This is a genomic window from Azoarcus olearius (genome assembly GCF_001682385.1).
In the GTDB taxonomy this organism is placed as follows: domain Bacteria; phylum Pseudomonadota; class Gammaproteobacteria; order Burkholderiales; family Rhodocyclaceae; genus Azoarcus; species Azoarcus olearius.
Genome location: NZ_CP016210.1, coordinates 1873041 through 1893132, shown reverse-complemented (window position 1 = coordinate 1893132; position 20092 = coordinate 1873041). Strand labels below are relative to the sequence as shown.

The following is a 20092-nucleotide window of genomic DNA, read 5'->3' as shown; positions in this document are numbered from 1 at the left end:
CGAACCGACTCCGGAATGAAAAACGGGATGAGCGCAATGCACTCATCCCGTTTTGTTTGGAGCGGGAAACGAGTCTCGAACTCGCGACCTCAACCTTGGCAAGGTTGCGCTCTACCAACTGAGCTATTCCCGCGTTTACCTCTGGAGGCGCGAGCCGGAGTCGAACCGACCTACACGGATTTGCAATCCGGTGCATAACCGCTTTGCTATCGCGCCTTAACCTACTTGGTCGGCATCCCTTCGGGCGCCTCTGAACCAGACGATGCTGCTGCCTGACTCTTCAAATTCTTTGGAGCGGGAAACGAGTCTCGAACTCGCGACCTCAACCTTGGCAAGGTTGCGCTCTACCAACTGAGCTATTCCCGCTCGGGAAAGACCGCCATTATAGGCAGAAATTTAACACTGTCAAGCTTTCTATCTACTTCTCAATCCTTGTGCCGTGCCAGCCGGGGTGCCGCGCGATGCAGGTAGTAGCCCATGGACCACAGGGTCAGCGCGGCAGCGACGTAGATCAGCACACTGCCGATGAAGCGCAGGTCGATCGACAAGAGCTGGCCATTGTATAGCAGCAGCGGAATGGCTGTCATCTGGGCCGCGGTCTTCAGCTTGCCGACGTAGGCTACCGCCACGCTGGAGGATTCGCCGACGCGCGCCATCCACTCGCGCAATGCAGAGATGGTGATCTCCCTGCCGATGATCACCACCGCGATGATGGCATCCACCCGCGCCAACTGGACCAGCAGGATCAGCGCCGCCGCCACCATCAGCTTGTCGGCGACGGGATCGAGGAAGGCGCCGAACGCGGACGTCTGGCGCAGCGCCCGTGCGAGGTAGCCGTCGAACCAGTCGGTGATCGCTGCAACGATGAAGATCGCGGTGGCGACGAGGTTCTTCTGTGCGGGTCCGATCCAGCCGTCCGGCGCGTAGAAGATGCCGACGAAGATGGGAATCAGCGCGATGCGTGCCCAGGTGAGCGAATTGGGTATGTTGAATGACATGCGAAGCGGCCGGCGGCCTGCGTTGAATGCACCGGCGAGTATAGCGGTTAAGGGTGCCGGTTCGGCTGTTGTCCCGGCCGGCGCGCGGAAGCGGATCAGCGCAGCGCTTGGTGGATTTGCTCCGCCAGGGTCCGGTTGATGCCGTCCACCCGGCACAGGTCCTCCACAGTCGCCGCCCTCACCCCGTCCAGGCCGCCGAAGGTGGCCAGCAGATTGCGACGCCGGGTGGGGCCGACGCCCGGGATGTCTTCCAGCTTTGACCCCACACGGGTCTTGGCGCGGCGCGCACGGTGACCGGTGATGGCAAAGCGGTGGGCTTCGTCACGGATTTCGGTGACGAGGTGCAGCGCGGCGTGTCCCCCGCCGAGCACGAGCCCTTCCCGTTCATCCGGAAAAACGAGCGTCTCCAGGCCGACCTTGCGCCCCTCCCCCTTCGCCACGCCGATCATGGCGATGTCCTCCAGCCCAAGTTCCGCGAGAATGCCGAGCGCCGCCGCCACCTGGCCCTTGCCACCGTCGATCAGGATGAGGTCGGGCCGCAGCCCCTCGCCTGCCGCCACCTTGCCGTAGCGGCGCTCCAGTGCCTGGCGCATCGCGGCGAAGTCGTCACCGGGCGTGATTCCGGCGATGTTGTAGCGACGATACTCGCCCCGTTTCATCTGGCCGGCTTCGCACACCACGCAGGACGCCACGGTCGCCTCGCCCATCGTATGGCTGATGTCGAAGCACTCGATGCGCAACGGTGGATCCGCCAGCCCGAGCGCATCGCGCAACGCCTCCAGGCGTTGCTCCGCGCGACCGGTATCGCGCGCGCGCGCCTGGATCGCGAGTCGGGCGTTCTTTTCCGCCATTTCCATCCAGCCGCGATCCACCGCAAAACGCGGCGCGACCACCGCCGCGGGCTTTTCGGCAATCTCGGCCAGCGTCTCGCGAACGGCTTCGACCGCGGTGTTGACGAGGAGCCGCGCGGGCATCGGGTGTTCGCCGTAGTGCTGCTCGACAAACGCGAGCAGGCCATCCTCCGCGCCGCACGCGGCGGCGCCGCTGGGAAACTGGGGCCTGTCGCCAAGGTGGCGACCGCCGCGGACCATCGCGATGTTGACGCACAAGAGGCCGTCTTCCTCCACCGCGGCGAGGATATCCACGTCCTCATCCTTGCCGCTGTCGACAAACTGACGGTGCAGCACTGCCTGCAGGGCCCGGATCTGATCGCGGCAACCGCCCGCGGCCTCGAAGTCGAGCGCGGCCGCGGCGCGCTGCATCTTGTCGGTCAGGGCATCGATCACCTCGGTGCCATGGCCGTCGAGAAAGCGCGATGCGAGGCGCACGTCTGCCGCGTAGTCCTCGGCCGACACCAGCCCGACGCAGGGCCCGGTGCAGCGCTTGATCTGATGCAGCAGGCAGGGGCGCGAGCGGTTCTGGAAGACGGAGTTCTCGCAGGTGCGCAGCTGGAAGGTTTTTTGCAGCAGCTGGATGCTCTCGCGCACAGCCCAGGCGCTCGGGAAAGGGCCGAAGTAGCGTGCCCCCTTGGCGAAGGCGCCGCGATGGTAGGCCAGCTGCGGGAACTCGTCGCCGGTGAGTTCGATGTAGGGGTAGGACTTGTCGTCGCGGAACAGGATGTTGTAGCGCGGCGCCAGGCTCTTGATGAGGTTGTTCTCGAGGATCAGCGCCTCGGCCTCGGAGCGGGTGGCGGTGACGTCCACACGCTGCACCTGGGCCACCATCATCGCGATGCGCGGCGACAGCAGCGTCCGCTGGAAATAGCTGGAGACGCGGCGCTTGAGGTTCTTCGCCTTGCCGACGTAGAGCACCTTGTCCTCGGCGCCGATCATGCGATAGACGCCGGGCTCCTCGGTCAGGGTACGGAGGAAAGCCTTGGCGTCGAAGGAGGGCGTCGGAGCGGGGGTGGTGGACATGCTGGTTGTCGATGGCTTGTTGGGAGGCTTGCGCGGCTACGATGTTGCGGTACGGGGCGTTTGCTCCGCTGGCTGCGGAACTCGCTCACTACGCTCGCTCAGACAGTCCTCGCCTGCTCCACAAACGCCCGGCCCCGCCACTGGCGTGAGTGGAACAGAAAGTCTTGAATCAGTGGATCGTCGATGGGCATCGCATGCACCAGTCGCTGCTAAACGTCCTTCTTCAGGATCTCGACCGCCGGGTTCCCTATCGTGCCTGCCGTCATCGTCGGCCCGCTCGCGTCCTCGGCGATGGCTGCAACCTGCCCGCGCGCTGTCAGATAGGGTTCGTGCAGTTCGAGCGCAAACGGATCGGCCAGCCACGGCGCCTTCGGCCGCACCGGAGCGATCGCCGCCACGCGGGCAAGCTTCTCCGCGTCCGGCACCGGTGCCCAGCGGTCGAGCAACTCGGCGACCCGATCGGGCCGGTTGCACACCAGCAACATGTCGCAGCCCGCTTCATAAGCCGCCTTGCAGCGGCCAAGGATGTCGCCGGCCAGCGCCGCACCTTCCATGTTGAGGTCGTCGCTGAAGATCACGCCCTTGAAGCCGACGCGCTGGCGCAGCACGTCCTTCAGCCAGAAGGCGGAAAAACCGGCCGGGTTGGGATCGGCAGCGGGATAGATCACGTGCGCCGGCATCACGCCCGCCAGCTGGCGGCCGAGGCGGTGGCGGTACGGGGCGATGTCCTCGTTCCAGATGGTGTCGAAATCCCGGTCATCAACCGGCACCTCGTGATGCGAATCGGCCTCGACGTAGCCGTGGCCGGGAAAATGCTTGCCCACGCAGCCCATGCCCGCTTCGGCCATGCCGGCAAGCAGGGCCTGGGCGAGTTGGGCGACGACCTGCGGATCGCGATGGAAGGCGCGGTTACCGATCGCGCGGCTGACGCCGTAGTCGAGGTCCAGCACCGGCGTGAAGCTGAGATCGACGCCGTGCGCCAGCAACTCGGCGGCAAGCACGTAGCCCGTGTGGCGGGCGGCGTCGAGGGCGGCGAGATGGTCGCGCTCCCACAGCGTGCCGAGACTGCGCATCGCCGGCAGACGGGTGAAGCCATCGGTTCGGAAACGCTGCACCCGCCCGCCCTCGTGGTCGACCGCGATCAGCAACTGCGGGCTGCGCAGCGCGCGGATGTCTGCGGTGAGCGCGGCGAGCTGTTCGGAACCGGTGAAGTTGCGGGCGAAGAGGATCACGCCGCCAACCAGCGGGTCGCACAGGCGTTCGCGTTCCTCGTCGGTCAGCGCGGTGCCGGCGACGTCGATCATCACCGGGCCGCGGGGGAGGCTGAGCGGATAGGAAGTCATCGGGTCTCGATTACCGCGAAGGCGACCACATAGTCGTTTTCGTCGGTCAGGCTCAGGTGGGCATTCAGGCGCCGGTCGTCCAGATAGGTGCGCAGGCCGTCGCCGTATCGATAGAGCGGCTTGCCGAGCGCATCGTGATCCACGGCCACTGCGTGCAGCGTGGCCGGCACCGCAACGCCGGTGCCGAGCGCCTTGCCGAACGCTTCCTTGGCGGCGAAACGCTTTGCGAGGAAGCGCGCGGGATCGCGGCTCGCGCGCCATGCCTCGCGCTCGGATTCGGCCAGGATGCGCTCCGCGAAGCGCTCGCCGTGACGCTCCAGCGAGGTCCGGATGCGGGCGATGTGGACGATGTCGGTTCCGATGCCGTGGATCATGCGCCCTCCCCGGCTCAGCCGGCGGCCGCCTCGCGCATCAGGCGCTTCATCTCCGCTACCGCCTCGCGGATGCCGGAAAAGACCGCGCGGCTGACGATGGCGTGGCCGATGTGCAGTTCGCGGATGCCGGGCAACCGGGCAATCGGTTGCACGTTGTAGTAGTTGAGCGCATGGCCGGCGTTGAAGCGCATGCCGTGGCTGCAGATGGCTTCGCCGGCGCGGCGGATCTTGTCGATCTCGGCCAGCACCGCCGGGCTTTCAGCATCGCGCCCCTGGGCGTGAAAGGCGTGGGCATAGGGGCCGGTGTGGATCTCGCACACCCTGGCGCCGATGCGCGCGGCGGCGTCGATCTGGGCGATCTCCGCATCGATGAAGACACTGGTGACGATGCCGGCGTCCGCCAGCCGGGCGATCACGTCCTTCAGGCGCGCTTCCTGCGACACGATGTCCAACCCCCCTTCGGTGGTGACCTCGTGGCGGCCCTCCGGCACCAGCATCGCCATTTCCGGCTTGATGCTGCGCGCGATACCGACCATCTCGTCGGTGGCCGCCATCTCGAGGTTGAGCTTGATCTGGGTGAGTTCGCGCAGGCGGCGGACATCGTCGTCCTGGATGTGACGGCGGTCTTCGCGCAGATGCACGGTGATGCCGTCCGCTCCACCGAGATGGGCTTCTACCGCGGCCCAGGTCGGGTCCGGCTCCCAGGTGCGGCGCGCCTGGCGCAGCGTGGCGACGTGGTCGATATTGACGCCGAGTTCGATCACAGTTCGAGCAACTCCTGAAGGACGCGGCGGGACTGCAGCGGCTGTCCGCCGAGATAGTGATTGATCAACACACGCAGCAGCCGCTTGGACTGGGCCAGCGTCTCGCTGCGGGAAAAGTCGCCGGCGGCCATGTCGAGCAGGGTCTGGCCGCTCACCACCGGCAGATCCGGCGGGGCATCGCCGGGCGCGTCCAGTGCCGCCGGACCGCCTTCGATTATATAAGCGTAGGTCGCATCGCCCCGGACGGCCTCGCCGCTCTGCACGTCATGGAACAGTTCGATGCCGTAGCCAAGTTCCTGCATCAACGCGAGTTCGAACTGGCGCAACACTGGCGGCGGCGGTCTGCCGAGGCCAAGTTCGCGCACTGCGTCGGCATAGGCGACGAAGAGGTTGGGATGGGGATCGTCGCGCGGGGTGAGTTTGACCAGCAACTCGTTGAGGTAATAGCCGCACAGCAAGGCCTGGCCGGTCAGCAGCGGTTGGCCGCCTTGCCATTCGGCACGGACCAGCGTGCGCACCTCGCCTCCGCCAGACCAATCCATCAACAAGGGCTGGAACGCCATCAGCACGCCACGAAAAGCGGAATGCGGCCTGCGCGCACCCTTTGCCACCAGCGCCAGGCGGCCGTGATCGCGGGAAAAGACCTCGACGATCAGGCTGGTTTCGCGCCACGGCAGCGTGTGCAGTACCCAGGCCGACTGTTGGTCGATGCGCTGCTTGACCGCCACCGCGTGCCGTCCCCGCTCCGGCGCTTACTCGTAGCCGAGGCTCTTCAGCGCGCGTTCGTCGTCCGCCCAGCCGCTCTTGACCTTGACCCAGACCTCGAGGAAAACCTTGCCGTCGAAGAGCTTCTCGAGTTCGACGCGGGCCTCGGTCGAAACCCGCTTGAGCTTCTCGCCGCCCTTGCCGATGACGATGCCCTTGTGCCCCGCCTTGTCGACGATCACCGCGGCGTGGATGCGGCGCAGGTTGCCTTCGGTCTCGAACTTCTCGATTTCCACCGCAATGCCATACGGCAACTCGTCGCCGAGCAGCCGGAACAGCTTCTCGCGCAGGAATTCGGCGGCAAGGAAGCGCTCGCTGCGGTCGGTGATCTCGTCTTCCTCGTACATCGGCGCACCTTCCGGCAACAGCGGCGTCGCCGCCCCCACCAGCGCCTCGACGTTGCTGCCGCGCTCGGCCGACAACGGCACGATCTCGACGAATTCGCGCGCGGCGCGCACCTGGTCGATGAAAGGCAGCAGCCGGCTTTTGTCCTTCAGCTGATCGACCTTGTTGATCACCAGCACCACCTGCGCATCGGCCGGAATCACCTCCAGCACCTTGCGATCGTCCTCGCCGAAGCGGCCCGCCTCTATCACGAAGAAGACCAGGTCGACATCGCCCAGCACCTGCGACACCGTGCGGTTCATCGAGCGGTTGAGCGCGTTGCGGTGCTGGGTCTGGAAGCCCGGCGTATCGACGAAGACCAACTGCGCGCCCTCATTGGTCAGGATGCCGGTGACGCGGTGGCGGGTAGTCTGGGCCTTGCTGGAGACGATGCTGATCTTCTGACCGATCAAGCGGTTGAGCAGCGTCGACTTGCCGACGTTGGGCCGCCCGACGATGGCCACAAAACCGGTCCTGAAGCCCGGCTTTGCGGAAGGGACCGCTTCTTCGATCTTCATTTCTTCCTCAACTGGGCAAGCGCGAGTTCGGCGGCGCGCTGCTCGGCAATCCGGCGGCTGGTACCGCGCCCCACGGTGCGCACCTTGTGCTTTTCGACTTCGCACGCCACTTCGAATTCCTGTGCATGCGCTTCACCGGTGACCTGGACCATGACATAGGTGGGCAACGGCGACTTGCGCCCCTGCAACCACTCCTGCAACGCCGTCTTGGGATCCTTGGCGGGAGCGCCCGGCTCCACCTCCGCCAGCAAGGGCGCATAGAGGCGGTCGATGACGGCCTTCGCGCCGGCAAAGTCGGAATCGAGGAAGACCGCGGCGAAAATCGCCTCGAGCGCGTCGGCGAGGATGGAGGGACGGCGGAAACCGCCGGATTTCAGCTCGCCCTCGCCCAATCGCAGGCAATCGCCCAGCTTCAGTTGCACCGCGATCCGGTGCAAGGCGTCCTGGCATACCAGGCCTGCCCGCAAACGGGACAACTCACCCTCGCGCAGCCCGCCGAAGCGTTCGTAGAGCGCGATGGAGGTGACGCAGTTGAGAATGCTGTCGCCGAGGAATTCGAGGCGTTCGTTGTTGGGTTGACCGAAACTGCGGTGGGTCAGTGCCTGCTGCAGCAGTTCGGGCTGGGCAAATTGATGACCGAGCGCACGCTGCAGGTGTTCGACCGACATCCCGCTCAATCCGCGCTCGAGGCGTGGAAATCGACCAGCAGGCTCACGTTCGCCACCACCGGGATCTTGCGCGAATACTCCGCCTCGATCAGCGTCTTGCCACCCTCTTTGACGATGCTCAGATCGGCCCCGTTGATCGACGACACGTTGTCGATCTCGCCGCGCTTGTTGAAGCCCTGCCGCATCTCGGACGGCGAGGCGCCGTTGTCACCCTCGGTGGCCAGCACCTTGATGATGCGCTCGATCGCCATGAACTCGGTCACCGCCGGCACCGAGCGGAAACCGAGCAGCAGCACGAAGACCGCAAAGGCACCGATGATCAGCAGGCCGACAAGGCTGATGCCGCGCTGGGAAGTCCTGTTCATCCATTGACTCCGGAATTAGTGGAAGCTGCCGATGCGCTTCAGATCGTTGAAATTGAACCAGATGAAGAACGCGCGACCGACGATGTTGGCGTCGGGTACGAAGCCCCACACCCGGCTGTCGCTGCTGGCGTCGCGGTTGTCGCCCATCACGAAATAATGTCCGGGCGGAACAGTGCAGGTGACGCCGCTGCCAGTATAGGTACAGTTTTCGCGCCCGGGGAAATTGAGCACCTGCGGCACGAAGGCCGGCGCATCCTTCTCGATCAGGATGGGGTGCTCGACCTCACCGAGCTTTTCGGCAAACTGCGGCGAGTAGTACAGCCGGTCGGGATGGAGATAGTTCCCGTCTTCCTTCAGCGGCACCGGCTGGCCGTTGATCTTCAACTGCTTGTGGTGGTACTCGACCTTGTCTCCCGGCAGTCCGACCACGCGCTTGATGTAATCCAGCGAGGGATCCGCCGGATAGCGGAACACCATGACCTCGCCGCGCTGCGGATCCTTCACGTCGATGATCTTCTTGTTGATCACCGGCAGGCGGATTCCGTAGGTCCATTTGTTGACCAGGATGAAATCGCCCACCAGCAGGGTCGGAATCATCGAGCCGGAGGGGATCTTGAACGGTTCGACGACGAAGGAGCGCAGGCCGAACACGACGAGGATCACCGGGAAGAAGCTGGCACCGTATTCCACCCACCAGGGCGACGGCGCATCCGCTGCACGCCGCTTGCGCGCGACCAGGCGGTCGGCCAACCACAGCACACCGGTGACGACGAGCAGGACGAACAGGATCAGGGCGAAATTCACGGGCACTCCAGCAGGACGGGGTTATTTGCCTTCATCGACGCGCAGCACGGCAAGGAAGGCCTCCTGCGGAATCTCGACGTTGCCCACCTGCTTCATCCGCTTCTTGCCTTCCTTCTGCTTCTCCAGCAGCTTCTTTTTCCGCGTGATGTCGCCGCCATAACACTTGGCGAGCACGTTCTTGCGCAGCGCCTTGATGGTTTCGCGCGCGATGATGTGGGAGCCGATCGCCGCCTGCACCGCCACGTCGAACATCTGGCGCGGAATCAGGCCGCGCAGCTTGGCGGCGAGTTCCCGGCCGCGATACTGGGCGCTGGCGCGGTGCACGATCACCGACAGCGCATCGACCTTCTCGCCGCCCACCATCAGGTCGAGCTTCACGAGGTCGGCGCTGCGATATTCCTTGAACTCGTAATCGAGCGAGGCGTAGCCGCGCGACACCGACTTCAGCTTGTCGAAGAAGTCCATCACCACTTCGTTCATCGGCAGTTCGTAGATCAACTGCACCTGACGGCCGTGGTAGCGCATGTCGATCTGCGAGCCACGCTTGAGATTGCACAGCGTGATCACCGGACCGACGTATTCCTGCGGCAGGAAGATGGTGGCGGTGATGATGGGTTCGCGGATCTCGGCGTACTTGCCGACCTCCGGCAGCTTGGCCGGATTCTCCACGTGGATGATGTCGCCGTTGTTGAGCACCACCTCGTACACCACGGTCGGCGCCGTGGTGATCAGGTCCATGTCGAACTCGCGCTCCAGGCGCTCCTGCACGATGTCCATGTGCAGCAGGCCGAGGAAGCCACAGCGGAAGCCGAAACCCAGCGCCTGCGACACCTCCGGCTCGAACTGCAGCGCGGCGTCGTTCAGGCGCAGCTTTTCGAGCGAATCGCGCAACTGGTCGTACTCGGAGGATTCGACCGGATAGAGGCCGGCGAACACCTGCGGCTTGATTTCCTTGAAGCCGGGGAGCGGCTCGGCCGCGGGCCGCGTCGCCAGCGTGATCGTGTCGCCGACCTTGGCGGCTTCCAGTTCCTTGATGCCGGCGATGACGAAGCCCACCTCGCCCGCCGACAGCTCTTCGCGCGCGACCGACTTGGGGGTAAACACGCCGACCTGGTCACACGGATACTGCGCAGCGGTCGACATCAACAGGATGCGGTCCTTGGGCTTGAGCACGCCGTCTACCACCCGCACCAGCATCACCACGCCGACGTAGTTGTCGAACCAGGAGTCGATGATCAGCGCCTTCAGCGGTGCAGCCGGGTCGCCCTTGGGGGCCGGCACCCGCGCCACGATCGCTTCGAGCACCTCTTCGATGCCGAGGCCGGTCTTGGCCGAGCACAGCACCGCCTCGGAAGCATCGACGCCGATGACGTCCTCGATCTCGCTGCGGGCGTTGTCCGGGTCGGCCGCGGGGAGGTCGATCTTGTTCAGCACCGGCACCACCTCGACGTTCAGGTCGAGCGCGGTATAGCAGTTCGCCACCGTCTGGGCCTCGACGCCCTGCGACGCGTCGACCACCAGCAGCGCGCCTTCGCAGGCGGACAGGGAGCGGCTCACTTCATACGAGAAGTCCACATGCCCCGGGGTGTCGATCAGGTTGAGGTTGTAGCGCTGGCCATCCTTGGCCCGATAGTGAAGCGCCGCGGTCTGCGCCTTGATGGTGATGCCGCGCTCGCGCTCGAGGTCCATCGAATCGAGCACCTGCGACTCCATCTCGCGCTCGGACAGGCCGCCGCAGTACTGGATGAGTCGATCGGCCAGCGTGGACTTGCCGTGGTCGATGTGGGCGATGATGGAGAAATTTCGGATGTGCTGCATACGTCTTATCTAAGAGACATGCCTGCAATCAGCAGGCATGTCGATGAGTTCGGTGTTGTTACCGGCAGTCTGCACGCCGGGGGGCTTCCCTGAAGGCCGACGACACGCCAAAGCACGCGCCGATGCGCAGGGTCGCCGGGAGATTCATCCTTCCCGGTTTCCAGCACGCGGGAACGGCCGCGGATTGTACCTTGAAGTGCCGATCGCCGGGCATCGGCACCGGCACTGCAGCCGTTCAAGGCGTGACCTCCTTGCCCGATACACCCGAGATCGGGACGGGTGCGCAAATGCGTCCGGTCAACGCAAAAAGGCGCGGTGCTCACGCGCCGCGCCTTCTCCACCCTTCGCTGCAACCCTACTCGCTACCGATCCTGTACTCCGAGAGCAGGGTCGCCCACGCCGTCTGTTCGGCCGGCAGGGCCGCAGCCAGTTCCGCCGGCGCAGCGCGCTCCACCGTCAGCGCACGGCGTTCGAACTCGAGCCGGGTCGCTGGATTCGCCAGAACGTCGTCAAGCTCGCCCGTCAGACGCGCAACAACGTGCGCCGGCGTGCCTGCGGGCGCGAACACGGCCTGCCAGGTGGGGAGCACGAGGCCCGCGTAGCCTGCCTCGGCCAGTGTCGGAACGTCGGGAAACAGCTTGCTGCGTTCGGGTGTCAGCACCGCCACCACGCGGACCGCCCCACCGGCCGCATGAGGCTGGGCCAAGGTGAGCGGCGCCACCATCACCTGGATTCTGCCGGCGAGCAGGTCAGGCATCGCCTGCATGCCGCCCTTGTACGCAACGCGGGTCATCCGGACGCCGGTCGCCTTCATGAACGAGGTCGCCGCCATCAATTCGCCCAGCGTGCTACTTCCGAAATTGAGGTGCTCCGGCCTCGCGCGGGCGTACGCAACGAACTCGGCGAGGGACTGAGCGGGAACATCCGGATGAACCATCAGGCAGAACCCGAGCCGCCCCACCTTGCCTACAGGTGTCAGCGCAGCCGCCCAGTCGAAGGCGGGCGGCTTGCTTTGCAGCGGAACCGCAACCATCGAGGCCACCGCAAACAACAGCGTGTGGCCATCCGCAGGCGAAGCGATAACCTCGCGCGCGGCGATTGCGCCGTCGGCGCCCGGCTTGTTTTCCACCACCACAGGCTGCCCCAGCCGCGATGACAGGCCTTCAGCCACGCTGCGGGCGAGAAAATCAGTGGGGCCGCCGGCCGGCAAGGGCACCACGAGCCGCACCGGTTTGGCCGGAAAAGCCGATTGGGCCGAGGCAGGCGCCGCCGATACGCTCAGTCCAACGGCGAGGGAGAGCAGCAAAGCACGCATTCTCATCACGAAATCTCCTTGTAGAGGCTTACGCTGCTCAAACCTGCACCCAGCGCGTCCATGCAACGAGCAGACAGATTGCCGCGCACATGACGGCGTTGACGGCATTGATGACGACCGCACGGTTGACCCGGCGCCCCTCCTGCTCGTAAAGCCAGATCGACATCGTGGTGTTGGCGCCCAGGAAGATGAACCAGGTCAGCAGCGAGTGCTGATCCGAGAGTCCGGACTCCCACAGCGCCAGAATGGTGGGCAGGTAGGCCACGATGCGCAGCCCGTTGAACAGCGCAAACGTCCAGGCCAGCAGGCCCGTGGCGCCGGCGCGAGAACGCGCAGCACCCGCAGCGAGCTGGGGAGCGGTTACCGTTGTCATGTCAGTCTCCGGAATGGGGTGTACCGAATCTAGCCGCCGGGCCTCGGGCACGAAACGCGCAGCAGACTAAAATCGCCTTTAACCGCCGGTTAAAGCGGCCCCTTCCCGGAGCAAGTGCATGGACAAGCTGAAGGCATTGCAGTACTTCATCGCCGCCGCGCAGGAAGGCAGCTTCTCCGGCGCGGCGCGCCGGCTCGATGTCAGCGTGCCGGCCATCGCCAAGCTGATCGGCGCGCTCGAACGCGAACTCGGGGCGAATCTGCTCGACCGCAGCACGCAGGGTCTGCGGCTCACCGCCCGCGGCTCCGCGTATCTGGAAGCGTGCGCCCCGCTACTGGATGAGCTGGCGGATGCCGACCGTCTCGCGGCGGCGGCCGAGACCGACACCCCACGCCGCCTCGCGGTGGGAGCGCCCGCCCTCTTCACGCGTCTGCATTTGATTCCCGCCCTCGCGCGCTTTCACGACCGCCACCCTCATGCCCGCATCGAATTGCGCGCAATCGATCATCTCAAGGTCACCGAGGCGCAGGCTCAGGGGCTGGACGTACTCCTGATCCACGGCTGGCCAAGCACCGGCGAGATGATTCAGCGCCGCCTGGCGCAGAGCCGGCTCATTGTGTGCGGCAGCCCGGCCTACTGGAAGCGCCACGGCCTTCCGCTGCGCCCGCGCGAGCTGGCTGCCCATCAGTGCCTGCTGGTGCGCTCGCCGGAAGGCGTGCTGCTCGACTTCTGGCGCCATCAGCGCGACGGCGAAACCGAAGAGGTTGCAGTCAGCGGCTGGCTGACCAGTGAAAATCGGGACCATGTCCTGCAGGCCGTGCTCGACGGCCAGGGCATCGGCCGTTTCGCCGATCTGGCGGTGTGGCCACACGTGAAGGAAGGCCGGCTCCAGCCGGTGCTGACGGATTGGGACAGCCGCGACGCTCCGCCCTTCAGCGCGCTCTATCGGCCCACGGCGCGCCGCGACCCGCTGCTGCAGGCCTTCATCGCTTTTGCCGAAGAGTTGTTCAGCCAGTTGGAGGCCGAATGCCGGCAGGCGATCGGCGCGCGCCCGGCTGCCACGCGGCCCGGCTGGTGCGAGCAACGGCAGGGCCGGGCGTCGATGGCACGGACCAAACCGGTATCACACGGCTGACGACACGCCGCACGCGTCACCAGCCTGCCGGCCTAAAGCGTGTTGCCCACCCGCCCGCAATGGGCGCGCACTGCGGCTTCGTCCAGGTGGTAGTGGCAGAGTTCGGTCTCGCCATGCAGCAGCACCGGGACGAGTTCATCCCAGCGCGCTTCGAGTGCCGGATCCTGATCGACGTCGACCACGCGGTAGCTCCACCCCAGCTCCTCAGCCAGGGGCGCCAGCGCGGCAACGAGGTCATGGCACAGGTGGCACCACTCGCGGCTGAGCACGGTGAACTCGCGCGCGCTCATTTTTCGGCCCGGACACTGACGTAAGAGGTGGCCTCGCCGCGCTTGACCAGTAAGGTGATCTGCTGACCCGGCTTGAAGGTGGTGAGCTGGCGACTGAAATCCTCCAGGGAGCGCAGCGCGCTCTGGCGGCCGTTGCTCACCAGCGCCAGCACGAGGTCGCCCGGCCGCAGTTCGGCCCGCGCGGCCGGCCCCGCGACGCGCTCCACCAGCAGCCCGTGCTCCACACCTTGTTCCCGCCGCTGCGCGCCCGTGGGCGCAACAAGCTGCAGGCCGAGGCTGTTGATCGTGCTGGCACGCGCCGCCACCACAGGCTTCTTCACCGGCTCGGCGCTGTCGCGCCACTCGCCCACCGTGACCGTCACTTCGCGCAGCGCGCCTTGCCGGAACAGCTGCATCGCGACCCGACCGCCAGGGCGGCTGGCGGAAACGATGCGCGGCAGGTCAGTCGAGGCCTCGACGCTCTTGCCGTCGAAACGAACGATGACATCCCCTTGCTCCACGCCCGCCTGGCCCGCCGGCCCGCCCGCCTCCACACCGCTGACCAACGCACCGGCAGCGCGCGGCAGGCTGAAGCTCTCCGCCAGCTCGCGCGACACCTCCTGGATGGCCACACCGATACGGCCGCGTTGCACCCGGCCGTGAGCGCGCAGCTGCTGCTGGACATCCATCGCGACGTCGATCGGGATCGAGAACGACAGCCCCATGAAGCCGCCGGTCTGGCTGTAGATCTGTGAGTTGATGCCGACCACCTCGCCACGCAGATTGAACAGCGGCCCGCCGGAGTTGCCCGGGTTGATCGCCACGTCCGTCTGGATGAAGGGCACGAAATTCTCGTCGGGCAGGCTGCGTCCCTTGGCGCTGACAATGCCGGCGGTCACGGTCTGTTCAAAGCCGAACGGCGAGCCGATCGCCAAGACCCATTCGCCCACCTTCAGCCGCCCCGGGTCTCCGAGCACCACCTTGGGCAGACCGGCAGCTTCGATCTTGATCAACGCGACATCGCTACGCGCATCCGCCCCGACCACCGTGGCGACGAACTCGCGTTTGTCAGCCAGCCGCACGAGGATTTCCTCGGCCTCATCCACCACATGGGCATTCGTCAGGATGTAGCCGTCGGCGCTGATGATGAAACCGGTGCCCAGCGAACGGTTCTCGGGATCGAGTTCGGGCGTACGGGGGTGCCGCGGGACGAAACGGCGGAAGAAATCGAACATCGGGTCGTTTTCGTCGAGTCCCCGCGGTACCGACGGCGACGCCTGCCGGGTCTGCGAAGTACTGACGTTGACCACCGCCGCGCCCTGGCGCTCGACCAGGGCGGTGAAATCGGGAAGGTTGGCCGGGCTTGCGGCGAGACCCACCGGCGCAAACGGCAGCAACAGACAGGCGCTCAACCAGCGCAGCAACCGCCCCTTCATGACTGCCCTCCGCTGCAAGCGGGGCGGGCAAGCTGTACCGCCGAATACGGCCACCAGCGCCCGGCCAGCCGGACCAGCAAGGCCGCCAGGCCGAGACCGGCCGCGGCCCCGGTCGCTGCGAACAGATCGGGGGCGCTTTCACCGACTGCCGCACCGACTGCGGCGCCGACCAGCACCGCGACCGTCCCCAACCCATAGCTGCGCAGGGCCGCCCGCAGGGGTGCGCCCTCGGCAATCAGCACGTCGACCCTGTCGCCCGGGCGGGCGTCGATATCGTTGGGCAGCCGAAACAGTGCGTCGCGTCGCCCGAAGGCCTGGTCGAGCGAGAACGAGCGGCAGCCGCCTGGCTCGTCGCACCGTCCGCAACCGCCGGTGCGTGTGACCTTAACCCACGCGGATCCACCACGGACCGCGACCACCTCAGCCGGTGCGCGCATCACTGACCGACGAACTCCATACCGTCGCCGAGGCGCTGGATCGTACGCATCGGGACCTCGCCCAACACGGTGATCAGGTGGGCGCCTGCTACCCGTTTGTAGATGTTGATCGCCCCGCTGGTCTGCGCACCGAGCACGGCTGCCGCGCTGTCGGACGCGGCGGGCTCGATGAAGAGCGAAATCGACGCAAGGCCGTCGCCATAGACCATCTGCACGACATCGCCGCGCTCCCGACCAAGAGGACGCTTGACCACCGACTGCAGCGTGAAGCCGGGCAAGGGGGTGCGCAGTGCCCAGCCGGCTTCGCTGCGCGGGACGTCGCTTCCGCGCGCCTGGACGACACGCCAGTCGTCGGTGCTGACATAACGCGGTTTGAGCAGATCCGGACTGATGTTGCCGCCGATGCGCACGTCGTTGAACACAAACTGCTCGATGATTTCGCCGCGCTCGTCCAGCAGACGGGATTTCAGCAACAGGCCCGACTGGACCTCGGCCCACAGCGCATGGCCGTAGCGGAGATCATCCTTGGGTTCCAGAAGGATGGCCTGCGCCTCGAGACCCGCAATCCGATGCACCTCGCCCTTGCGGATCCGGTAGCTTTCCCCCAGGTTCGAGAACGACGAAGGCAGACGGGCCGGAAATGCACGCCGACCACCGGGGCGATCGATGATCACGGTCTTCTGGTCCGGCAACACGCAGCGGACCTCGCCACTGTTGCGGATGACCTCGCGCGGGCTGCCGTCGAGCACTTCCAGTCGTTCGTACTCGCCGGAGGAATCCACCCGATGGGCGATTCTCGACGTTTCGAAGTGCTTGCCGGACTGGTAAACGAAGGTGCCGACGTAGTTCAGCCGCTGCCCAGCCGAGGCGATCCTGTTCAGCCAGCCGAGCGGGTCGGAAGGCGCCTCGGCCTGAGCCGCCCCCGGGAGCAGGGCCAGACAAAGCCCCGCCGCCGCAAACCATCGTTTCATTGTCCTGCGCCCTGCTGGGTCTCGGTGACCGTCCTGACATACTGAACGGCGCCGGGAATCGGACCGCCGGCCGTCATGGACTGGTGAGCGAACACGTATTCCCGATGCGCCTCTCCCTGGGAGACCGGCGCCCGCGTCACCGTTGCCGGCACCGCGGTGCCGACGGGGGCGCTTGCCATGCGTTGCATCTGCAGCGGCGCGGAAGCGTCGCCGCGGGCGGAGTGCAGGTTGGCGGCGACCCAGCCTACCGCTGCAACCCCCATGACCGAAGCCGCCAGCGGCAGCGCGACGCGCCAGCCGCCACGGGACCGCGCGGCGGCAAGACGCGGCGCAAGCACAACCGGCTCGGCATCGACCCGAGCCATGACCTTGTCGACAAAATCGGGCGCCCCGTGGTAATCGCCTCTCAATACATCTCCGATGAGGCAATAGGCGTCCCATTCCTTGCGCAGCGCGCTGTCGCTACGCAAGCCGTTCAGCGTGGGAGCCACGGCATGTTCATCGAGAACGCCGTCGAGCAAAGCCGAGAGTTTTTCCTTCATTCCTGCCACCTACCAACGTTTGTCCGGCGCCGTGTCGAGCAGCGGGCGCAACCGTTCTGCAATCGCTTCGCGGGCACGGAAGATCCGCGACCGCACCGTCCCTATCGGGCAATCCATGATGTTGGCGATCTCTTCGTAGCTCAGCCCCTCGAACTCGCGCAGCATGATCGCCGTCCGCAATTCTTCGGGAAGCCCCGCCATCGCCGCGTCGACCGTTTCCCCGATCTGCTGCGTCATCATCAAGCGCTCCGGCGTGTTGATGTCGCGCAGCTGATCCCCGTCCTCGAAAGTTTCAGCTTCCTCCGAGTCGAACCCCGTGGAGGTCGGCGCACGCCGCCCCTGGGACACGAGGTAATTCTTCGCCGTGTTGATTCCGATGCGGTAGAGCCAGGTGTAGAAGGCGCTGTCCCCGCGAAAGGAACCGAGCGCACGGTAGGCCTTGATGAAGGTCTCCTGCGCCACGTCCTCGACCTCGGCCGGATCACGGATCAGCCTCGAAAGCAGCCGATGCAGCTTGCGCTGGTATTTGGAAACCAACAAGCCGAAGGCCTGCTTGTCGCCACGCTGCACGCGTTCGACAAGTTGCTGATCGATTTCGCGATCGCTCATGAGATGGTCGTTCTGCTTGAGTAAGGAAACAAAAGCGCCCAAGTATAAGCGACCGCCTGTCCGCCCGCCAAAGTCGAAGATACGTGGAAAGACCGAAACAACTTGAATTAGTTCAGACGCCAACAGGGACTTTCCGCCCGCGGCGGCAGACCGCGCTGCGGACGGAGGCGCCAACGTCATGCTATATTCCGCCCCTTCCCCTCGCGCCAGACCGACATCTTGTTAAATCAATACGATGTTCTCATTCTCGGCAGTGGCACCGCCGGGCAATCCCTCGCACTCCGCCTCGCCGACAAGCTCAAGGTCGCGCTGGTCACGAAACGGGAACTGAGCGACAGCGCAAGTGCCTGGGCGCAAGGCGGAATCGCCGCGGTGCTGGACACCGCCGACAGCATCGAAGCACACATCCAGGACACCTTCACCGCCGGCGCCTACCTGTGCGACCCGGTCGCCACCCGTTTCGTGGTGGAAAACGGCCGCCGTGCGATCGAGTGGCTGATTGGCCGCGGCGTGCCTTTCACACGCGAAGACCAGTCCGAGCTCGGCTACCACCTCACCCGCGAAGGCGGCCATTCCCACCGCCGCATCATCCATGCCGCCGACGCGACCGGCGCCGCCGTGCAAGCCACGCTCAGCGAGGAGGTCCGGCGCCATCCGAACATCCACATCTTCGAGCACCACATCGCGGTCGACCTGATCATCGGCGACAAGGTCGGGCGTCCCGGAGAGGGCTGCCTCGGCGCCTACGTGCTGGACATCAAGGCCGACCGAGTAGTCACCTTCGGCGCCCCCAACACCGTGCTGGCCACCGGCGGAACCGGCAAGGTCTATCTGTACACGACCAATCCCGACGTGGCGACCGGCGACGGCATCGCGATGGCCTGGCGCGCGGGCTGCCGCGTCGCCAACATGGAATTCATCCAGTTCCACCCCACCTGCCTCTATCACCCACAGGCCAAGTCCTTCCTGATTTCGGAAGCGGTTCGTGGCGAGGGCGGATTGCTCAAGCTGCCGGATGGCACACGCTTCATGCCGGAACACGACGAGCGCGCCGAACTCGCGCCGCGCGACGTCGTTGCCCGGGCGATCGACTTCGAGATGAAGAAGCACGGCGTGGACTGCGTCTATCTCGACATCAGCCACAAGCCGGCCGACTGGCTGCGCGGACACTTCCCCAACATCCACGCGCGCTGCCTGGAACTGGGAATCGACATCACCCGCCAGCCGATTCCGGTCGTCCCTGCGGCGCACTACACCTGCGGCGGCATCGTGACCGACCTGTCCGCGCGAACCGATGTTGCGGGCCTGTACGCGGTCGGCGAATCCGCCTGCAGCGGCCTGCACGGCGCGAACCGGCTGGCGAGCAACTCACTGCTCGAATGCCTGGTGTTCGGCGAGGCCGCAGCCCAGGACATCCTGGCGAAAACGGCCACGGCACCGCTCACCCTCCCGGACTGGGATGAAAGCCGCGTTACGGACGCCGACGAAGAAGTGGTGATTTCCCACAACTGGGCGGAATTGCGGCGCGCAATGTGGGACTACGTGGGCATCGTGCGCACCACCAAACGGCTGCAGCGTGCCCAGCACCGGATCCGCCTGCTGACCAACGAAATCAACGAGTTCTACTCGAACTTCCGCGTCTCGAACAATCTGATCGAACTGCGCAATCTCGTCGTCACCGCCGACCTGATCGTCCGCTGCGCGCTGAAGCGCAAGGAAAGCCGCGGCCTTCATTACTCGCGCGACTATCCGGACCCCGCCGACCGCATCCGCAGCACCGTGCTGCGCCCTCCCCGCTTCAAGGGCTGAGCACGCCCACCGCAGCGCGGTGTTTCAACCACAACCGGAATAGCCGCCACTGCCCCGGCGCCAGGTTGGCGGGCACCAGCATCAGGCGCATTCCCCCGGCCGGGGAGCCGGACGGGGCGACCGACTCCAGGCGTAGCCATGCCACCCAGCCGAAATCGACGGCCTGGCCGGCAACGCGGAAATGATGGTCGGCCTGGCTGCCGCGCCCCACGGTGACGCCGCCATCTCCCAACAGGTGGATCTTCAATCCGTGCTTGCCGCGTTCACCATGGAGCGCATGCCAGCCCGACCCGAGCAGCACCGCGCCGCAAACCGCGACCCCGAATGCGCTTTGCAGCAACCAAGCCCCAGCCTGATGCCCAAGAAAAAGCGCCAGTGCCGCGATGCCATGCATCGCAAACACTGACGCCTCGATTCCGCGGGAAGACTTCAGTTCCAGCGCGAGCGGATATCGCATGGCCCTGCCATGCTCCGTATGG

At 65.8% G+C, this 20092-nt stretch carries 22 protein-coding genes and 3 tRNA genes; 2 read left to right on the top strand and 23 right to left on the bottom strand.

Features of this window, described 5'->3' with window-relative positions:
• Positions 1–57: 57 nt before the first annotated feature.
• From dqs_RS08745 to dqs_RS08670, 16 genes are all read right to left on the bottom strand, one after another.
• A tRNA-Gly gene (locus dqs_RS08745) sits at positions 58–133 on the bottom strand.
• Between the two features lie 9 nt (positions 134–142).
• Positions 143–216, bottom strand: a tRNA-Cys gene (locus dqs_RS08740).
• 74 nt (positions 217–290) lie between these two features.
• Positions 291–366: transfer RNA gene (locus dqs_RS08735), tRNA-Gly, on the bottom strand.
• A 59-nt stretch (positions 367–425) separates the two neighbouring features.
• Complete coding sequence (pgsA, locus tag dqs_RS08730; protein WP_011765382.1) at positions 426–998, bottom strand: CDP-diacylglycerol--glycerol-3-phosphate 3-phosphatidyltransferase; 573 nt, start codon at positions 996–998, stop codon at positions 426–428.
• Positions 999–1093: 95 nt separating this feature from the next.
• The gene (gene uvrC, locus dqs_RS08725; RefSeq protein ID WP_065340220.1) at positions 1094–2914 is read right to left on the bottom strand and encodes an excinuclease ABC subunit UvrC; all 1821 of its coding nucleotides are present in this window, start codon (positions 2912–2914) and stop codon (positions 1094–1096) included.
• Positions 2915–3123: 209 nt separating this feature from the next.
• Positions 3124–4257 carry a beta-N-acetylhexosaminidase gene (gene nagZ, locus dqs_RS08720; protein ID WP_065340219.1) on the bottom strand — a complete coding sequence of 378 codons (1134 nt, stop codon included), beginning with the start codon at positions 4255–4257 and terminating at the stop codon, positions 3124–3126.
• A complete protein-coding gene (gene acpS, locus dqs_RS08715; RefSeq protein WP_065340218.1) occupies positions 4254–4631 on the bottom strand; it encodes a holo-ACP synthase in 378 nt (125 codons plus the stop codon). Before acpS ends, nagZ begins: the two co-directional genes overlap by 4 nt.
• Before the next feature lie 14 nt (positions 4632–4645).
• Positions 4646–5395, bottom strand: a complete 750-nt coding sequence (locus dqs_RS08710) for a pyridoxine 5'-phosphate synthase (protein ID WP_011765378.1) — start codon at positions 5393–5395, stop codon at positions 4646–4648.
• Positions 5392–6123 carry a DNA repair protein RecO gene (gene recO, locus dqs_RS08705; protein ID WP_065340217.1) on the bottom strand — a complete coding sequence of 244 codons (732 nt, stop codon included), beginning with the start codon at positions 6121–6123 and terminating at the stop codon, positions 5392–5394. The genes dqs_RS08710 and recO overlap by 4 nt, the downstream gene beginning before the upstream one ends.
• Positions 6124–6147: 24 nt before the next feature.
• Positions 6148–7062 carry a GTPase Era gene (gene era, locus dqs_RS08700; protein WP_065340216.1) on the bottom strand — a complete coding sequence of 305 codons (915 nt, stop codon included), beginning with the start codon at positions 7060–7062 and terminating at the stop codon, positions 6148–6150.
• Positions 7059–7730, bottom strand: a complete 672-nt coding sequence (gene rnc, locus dqs_RS08695; RefSeq protein WP_011765375.1) for a ribonuclease III — start codon at positions 7728–7730, stop codon at positions 7059–7061. The genes era and rnc overlap by 4 nt, the downstream gene beginning before the upstream one ends.
• Positions 7731–7735: 5 nt before the next feature.
• Positions 7736–8095, bottom strand: coding sequence for a DUF4845 domain-containing protein (locus tag dqs_RS08690; protein WP_011765374.1), 360 nt, complete (start codon positions 8093–8095; stop codon positions 7736–7738).
• Positions 8096–8110: 15 nt separating this feature from the next.
• Complete coding sequence (lepB, locus tag dqs_RS08685; RefSeq protein WP_011765373.1) at positions 8111–8899, bottom strand: signal peptidase I; 789 nt, start codon at positions 8897–8899, stop codon at positions 8111–8113.
• A 21-nt stretch (positions 8900–8920) separates the two neighbouring features.
• The gene (gene lepA, locus dqs_RS08680; protein WP_011765372.1) at positions 8921–10717 is read right to left on the bottom strand and encodes a translation elongation factor 4; all 1797 of its coding nucleotides are present in this window, start codon (positions 10715–10717) and stop codon (positions 8921–8923) included.
• Between the two features lie 355 nt (positions 10718–11072).
• Complete coding sequence (locus dqs_RS08675; RefSeq protein ID WP_065340215.1) at positions 11073–12038, bottom strand: tripartite tricarboxylate transporter substrate binding protein; 966 nt, start codon at positions 12036–12038, stop codon at positions 11073–11075.
• Between the two features lie 31 nt (positions 12039–12069).
• Positions 12070–12405: a hypothetical protein gene (locus dqs_RS08670; protein ID WP_065340214.1), complete on the bottom strand. Its 336-nt coding sequence runs from the start codon at positions 12403–12405 to the stop codon at positions 12070–12072.
• Between the two features lie 118 nt (positions 12406–12523).
• Between dqs_RS08670 and dqs_RS08665 the strand changes: the two genes are divergently transcribed.
• Positions 12524–13540: a LysR family transcriptional regulator gene (locus dqs_RS08665; RefSeq protein WP_065340213.1), complete on the top strand. Its 1017-nt coding sequence runs from the start codon at positions 12524–12526 to the stop codon at positions 13538–13540.
• A 32-nt stretch (positions 13541–13572) separates the two neighbouring features.
• On the opposite strand, the gene dqs_RS08660 is transcribed toward dqs_RS08665, so the two are convergent.
• The 6 genes from dqs_RS08660 to rpoE are packed head-to-tail and all read right to left on the bottom strand — an operon-like array spanning position 13573 to position 17804.
• Entirely contained in the window at positions 13573–13830 is a 258-nt protein-coding gene (locus dqs_RS08660) for a glutaredoxin family protein (RefSeq protein ID WP_011765368.1), read from the bottom strand.
• Positions 13827–15245 (bottom strand): Do family serine endopeptidase, encoded by a 1419-nt coding sequence (locus tag dqs_RS08655; RefSeq protein ID WP_011765367.1) that lies wholly within the window; start codon positions 15243–15245, stop codon positions 13827–13829. The genes dqs_RS08660 and dqs_RS08655 overlap by 4 nt, the downstream gene beginning before the upstream one ends.
• Positions 15242–15682 (bottom strand): SoxR reducing system RseC family protein, encoded by a 441-nt coding sequence (locus dqs_RS08650; RefSeq protein ID WP_011765366.1) that lies wholly within the window; start codon positions 15680–15682, stop codon positions 15242–15244. Before dqs_RS08650 ends, dqs_RS08655 begins: the two co-directional genes overlap by 4 nt.
• Positions 15682–16653, bottom strand: coding sequence for a MucB/RseB C-terminal domain-containing protein (locus dqs_RS08645; protein WP_011765365.1), 972 nt, complete (start codon positions 16651–16653; stop codon positions 15682–15684). Before dqs_RS08645 ends, dqs_RS08650 begins: the two co-directional genes overlap by 1 nt.
• Positions 16650–17195 carry a sigma-E factor negative regulatory protein gene (locus dqs_RS08640; protein WP_065340212.1) on the bottom strand — a complete coding sequence of 182 codons (546 nt, stop codon included), beginning with the start codon at positions 17193–17195 and terminating at the stop codon, positions 16650–16652. The genes dqs_RS08645 and dqs_RS08640 overlap by 4 nt, the downstream gene beginning before the upstream one ends.
• A gap of 9 nt (positions 17196–17204) precedes the next feature.
• The gene (rpoE, locus tag dqs_RS08635) at positions 17205–17804 is read right to left on the bottom strand and encodes an RNA polymerase sigma factor RpoE (protein ID WP_011765363.1); all 600 of its coding nucleotides are present in this window, start codon (positions 17802–17804) and stop codon (positions 17205–17207) included.
• Between the two features lie 219 nt (positions 17805–18023).
• Here rpoE and nadB point away from each other — a divergent pair, with 219 nt between their 5' ends.
• Complete coding sequence (gene nadB, locus dqs_RS08630) at positions 18024–19613, top strand: L-aspartate oxidase (RefSeq protein WP_065340211.1); 1590 nt, start codon at positions 18024–18026, stop codon at positions 19611–19613.
• On the opposite strand, the gene dqs_RS08625 is transcribed toward nadB, so the two are convergent.
• A complete protein-coding gene (locus tag dqs_RS08625; protein WP_065340210.1) occupies positions 19603–20070 on the bottom strand; it encodes a protein YgfX in 468 nt (155 codons plus the stop codon). The two genes, nadB and dqs_RS08625, sit on opposite strands and share 11 nt — an antisense overlap.
• Positions 20071–20092 lie beyond the last annotated feature (22 nt).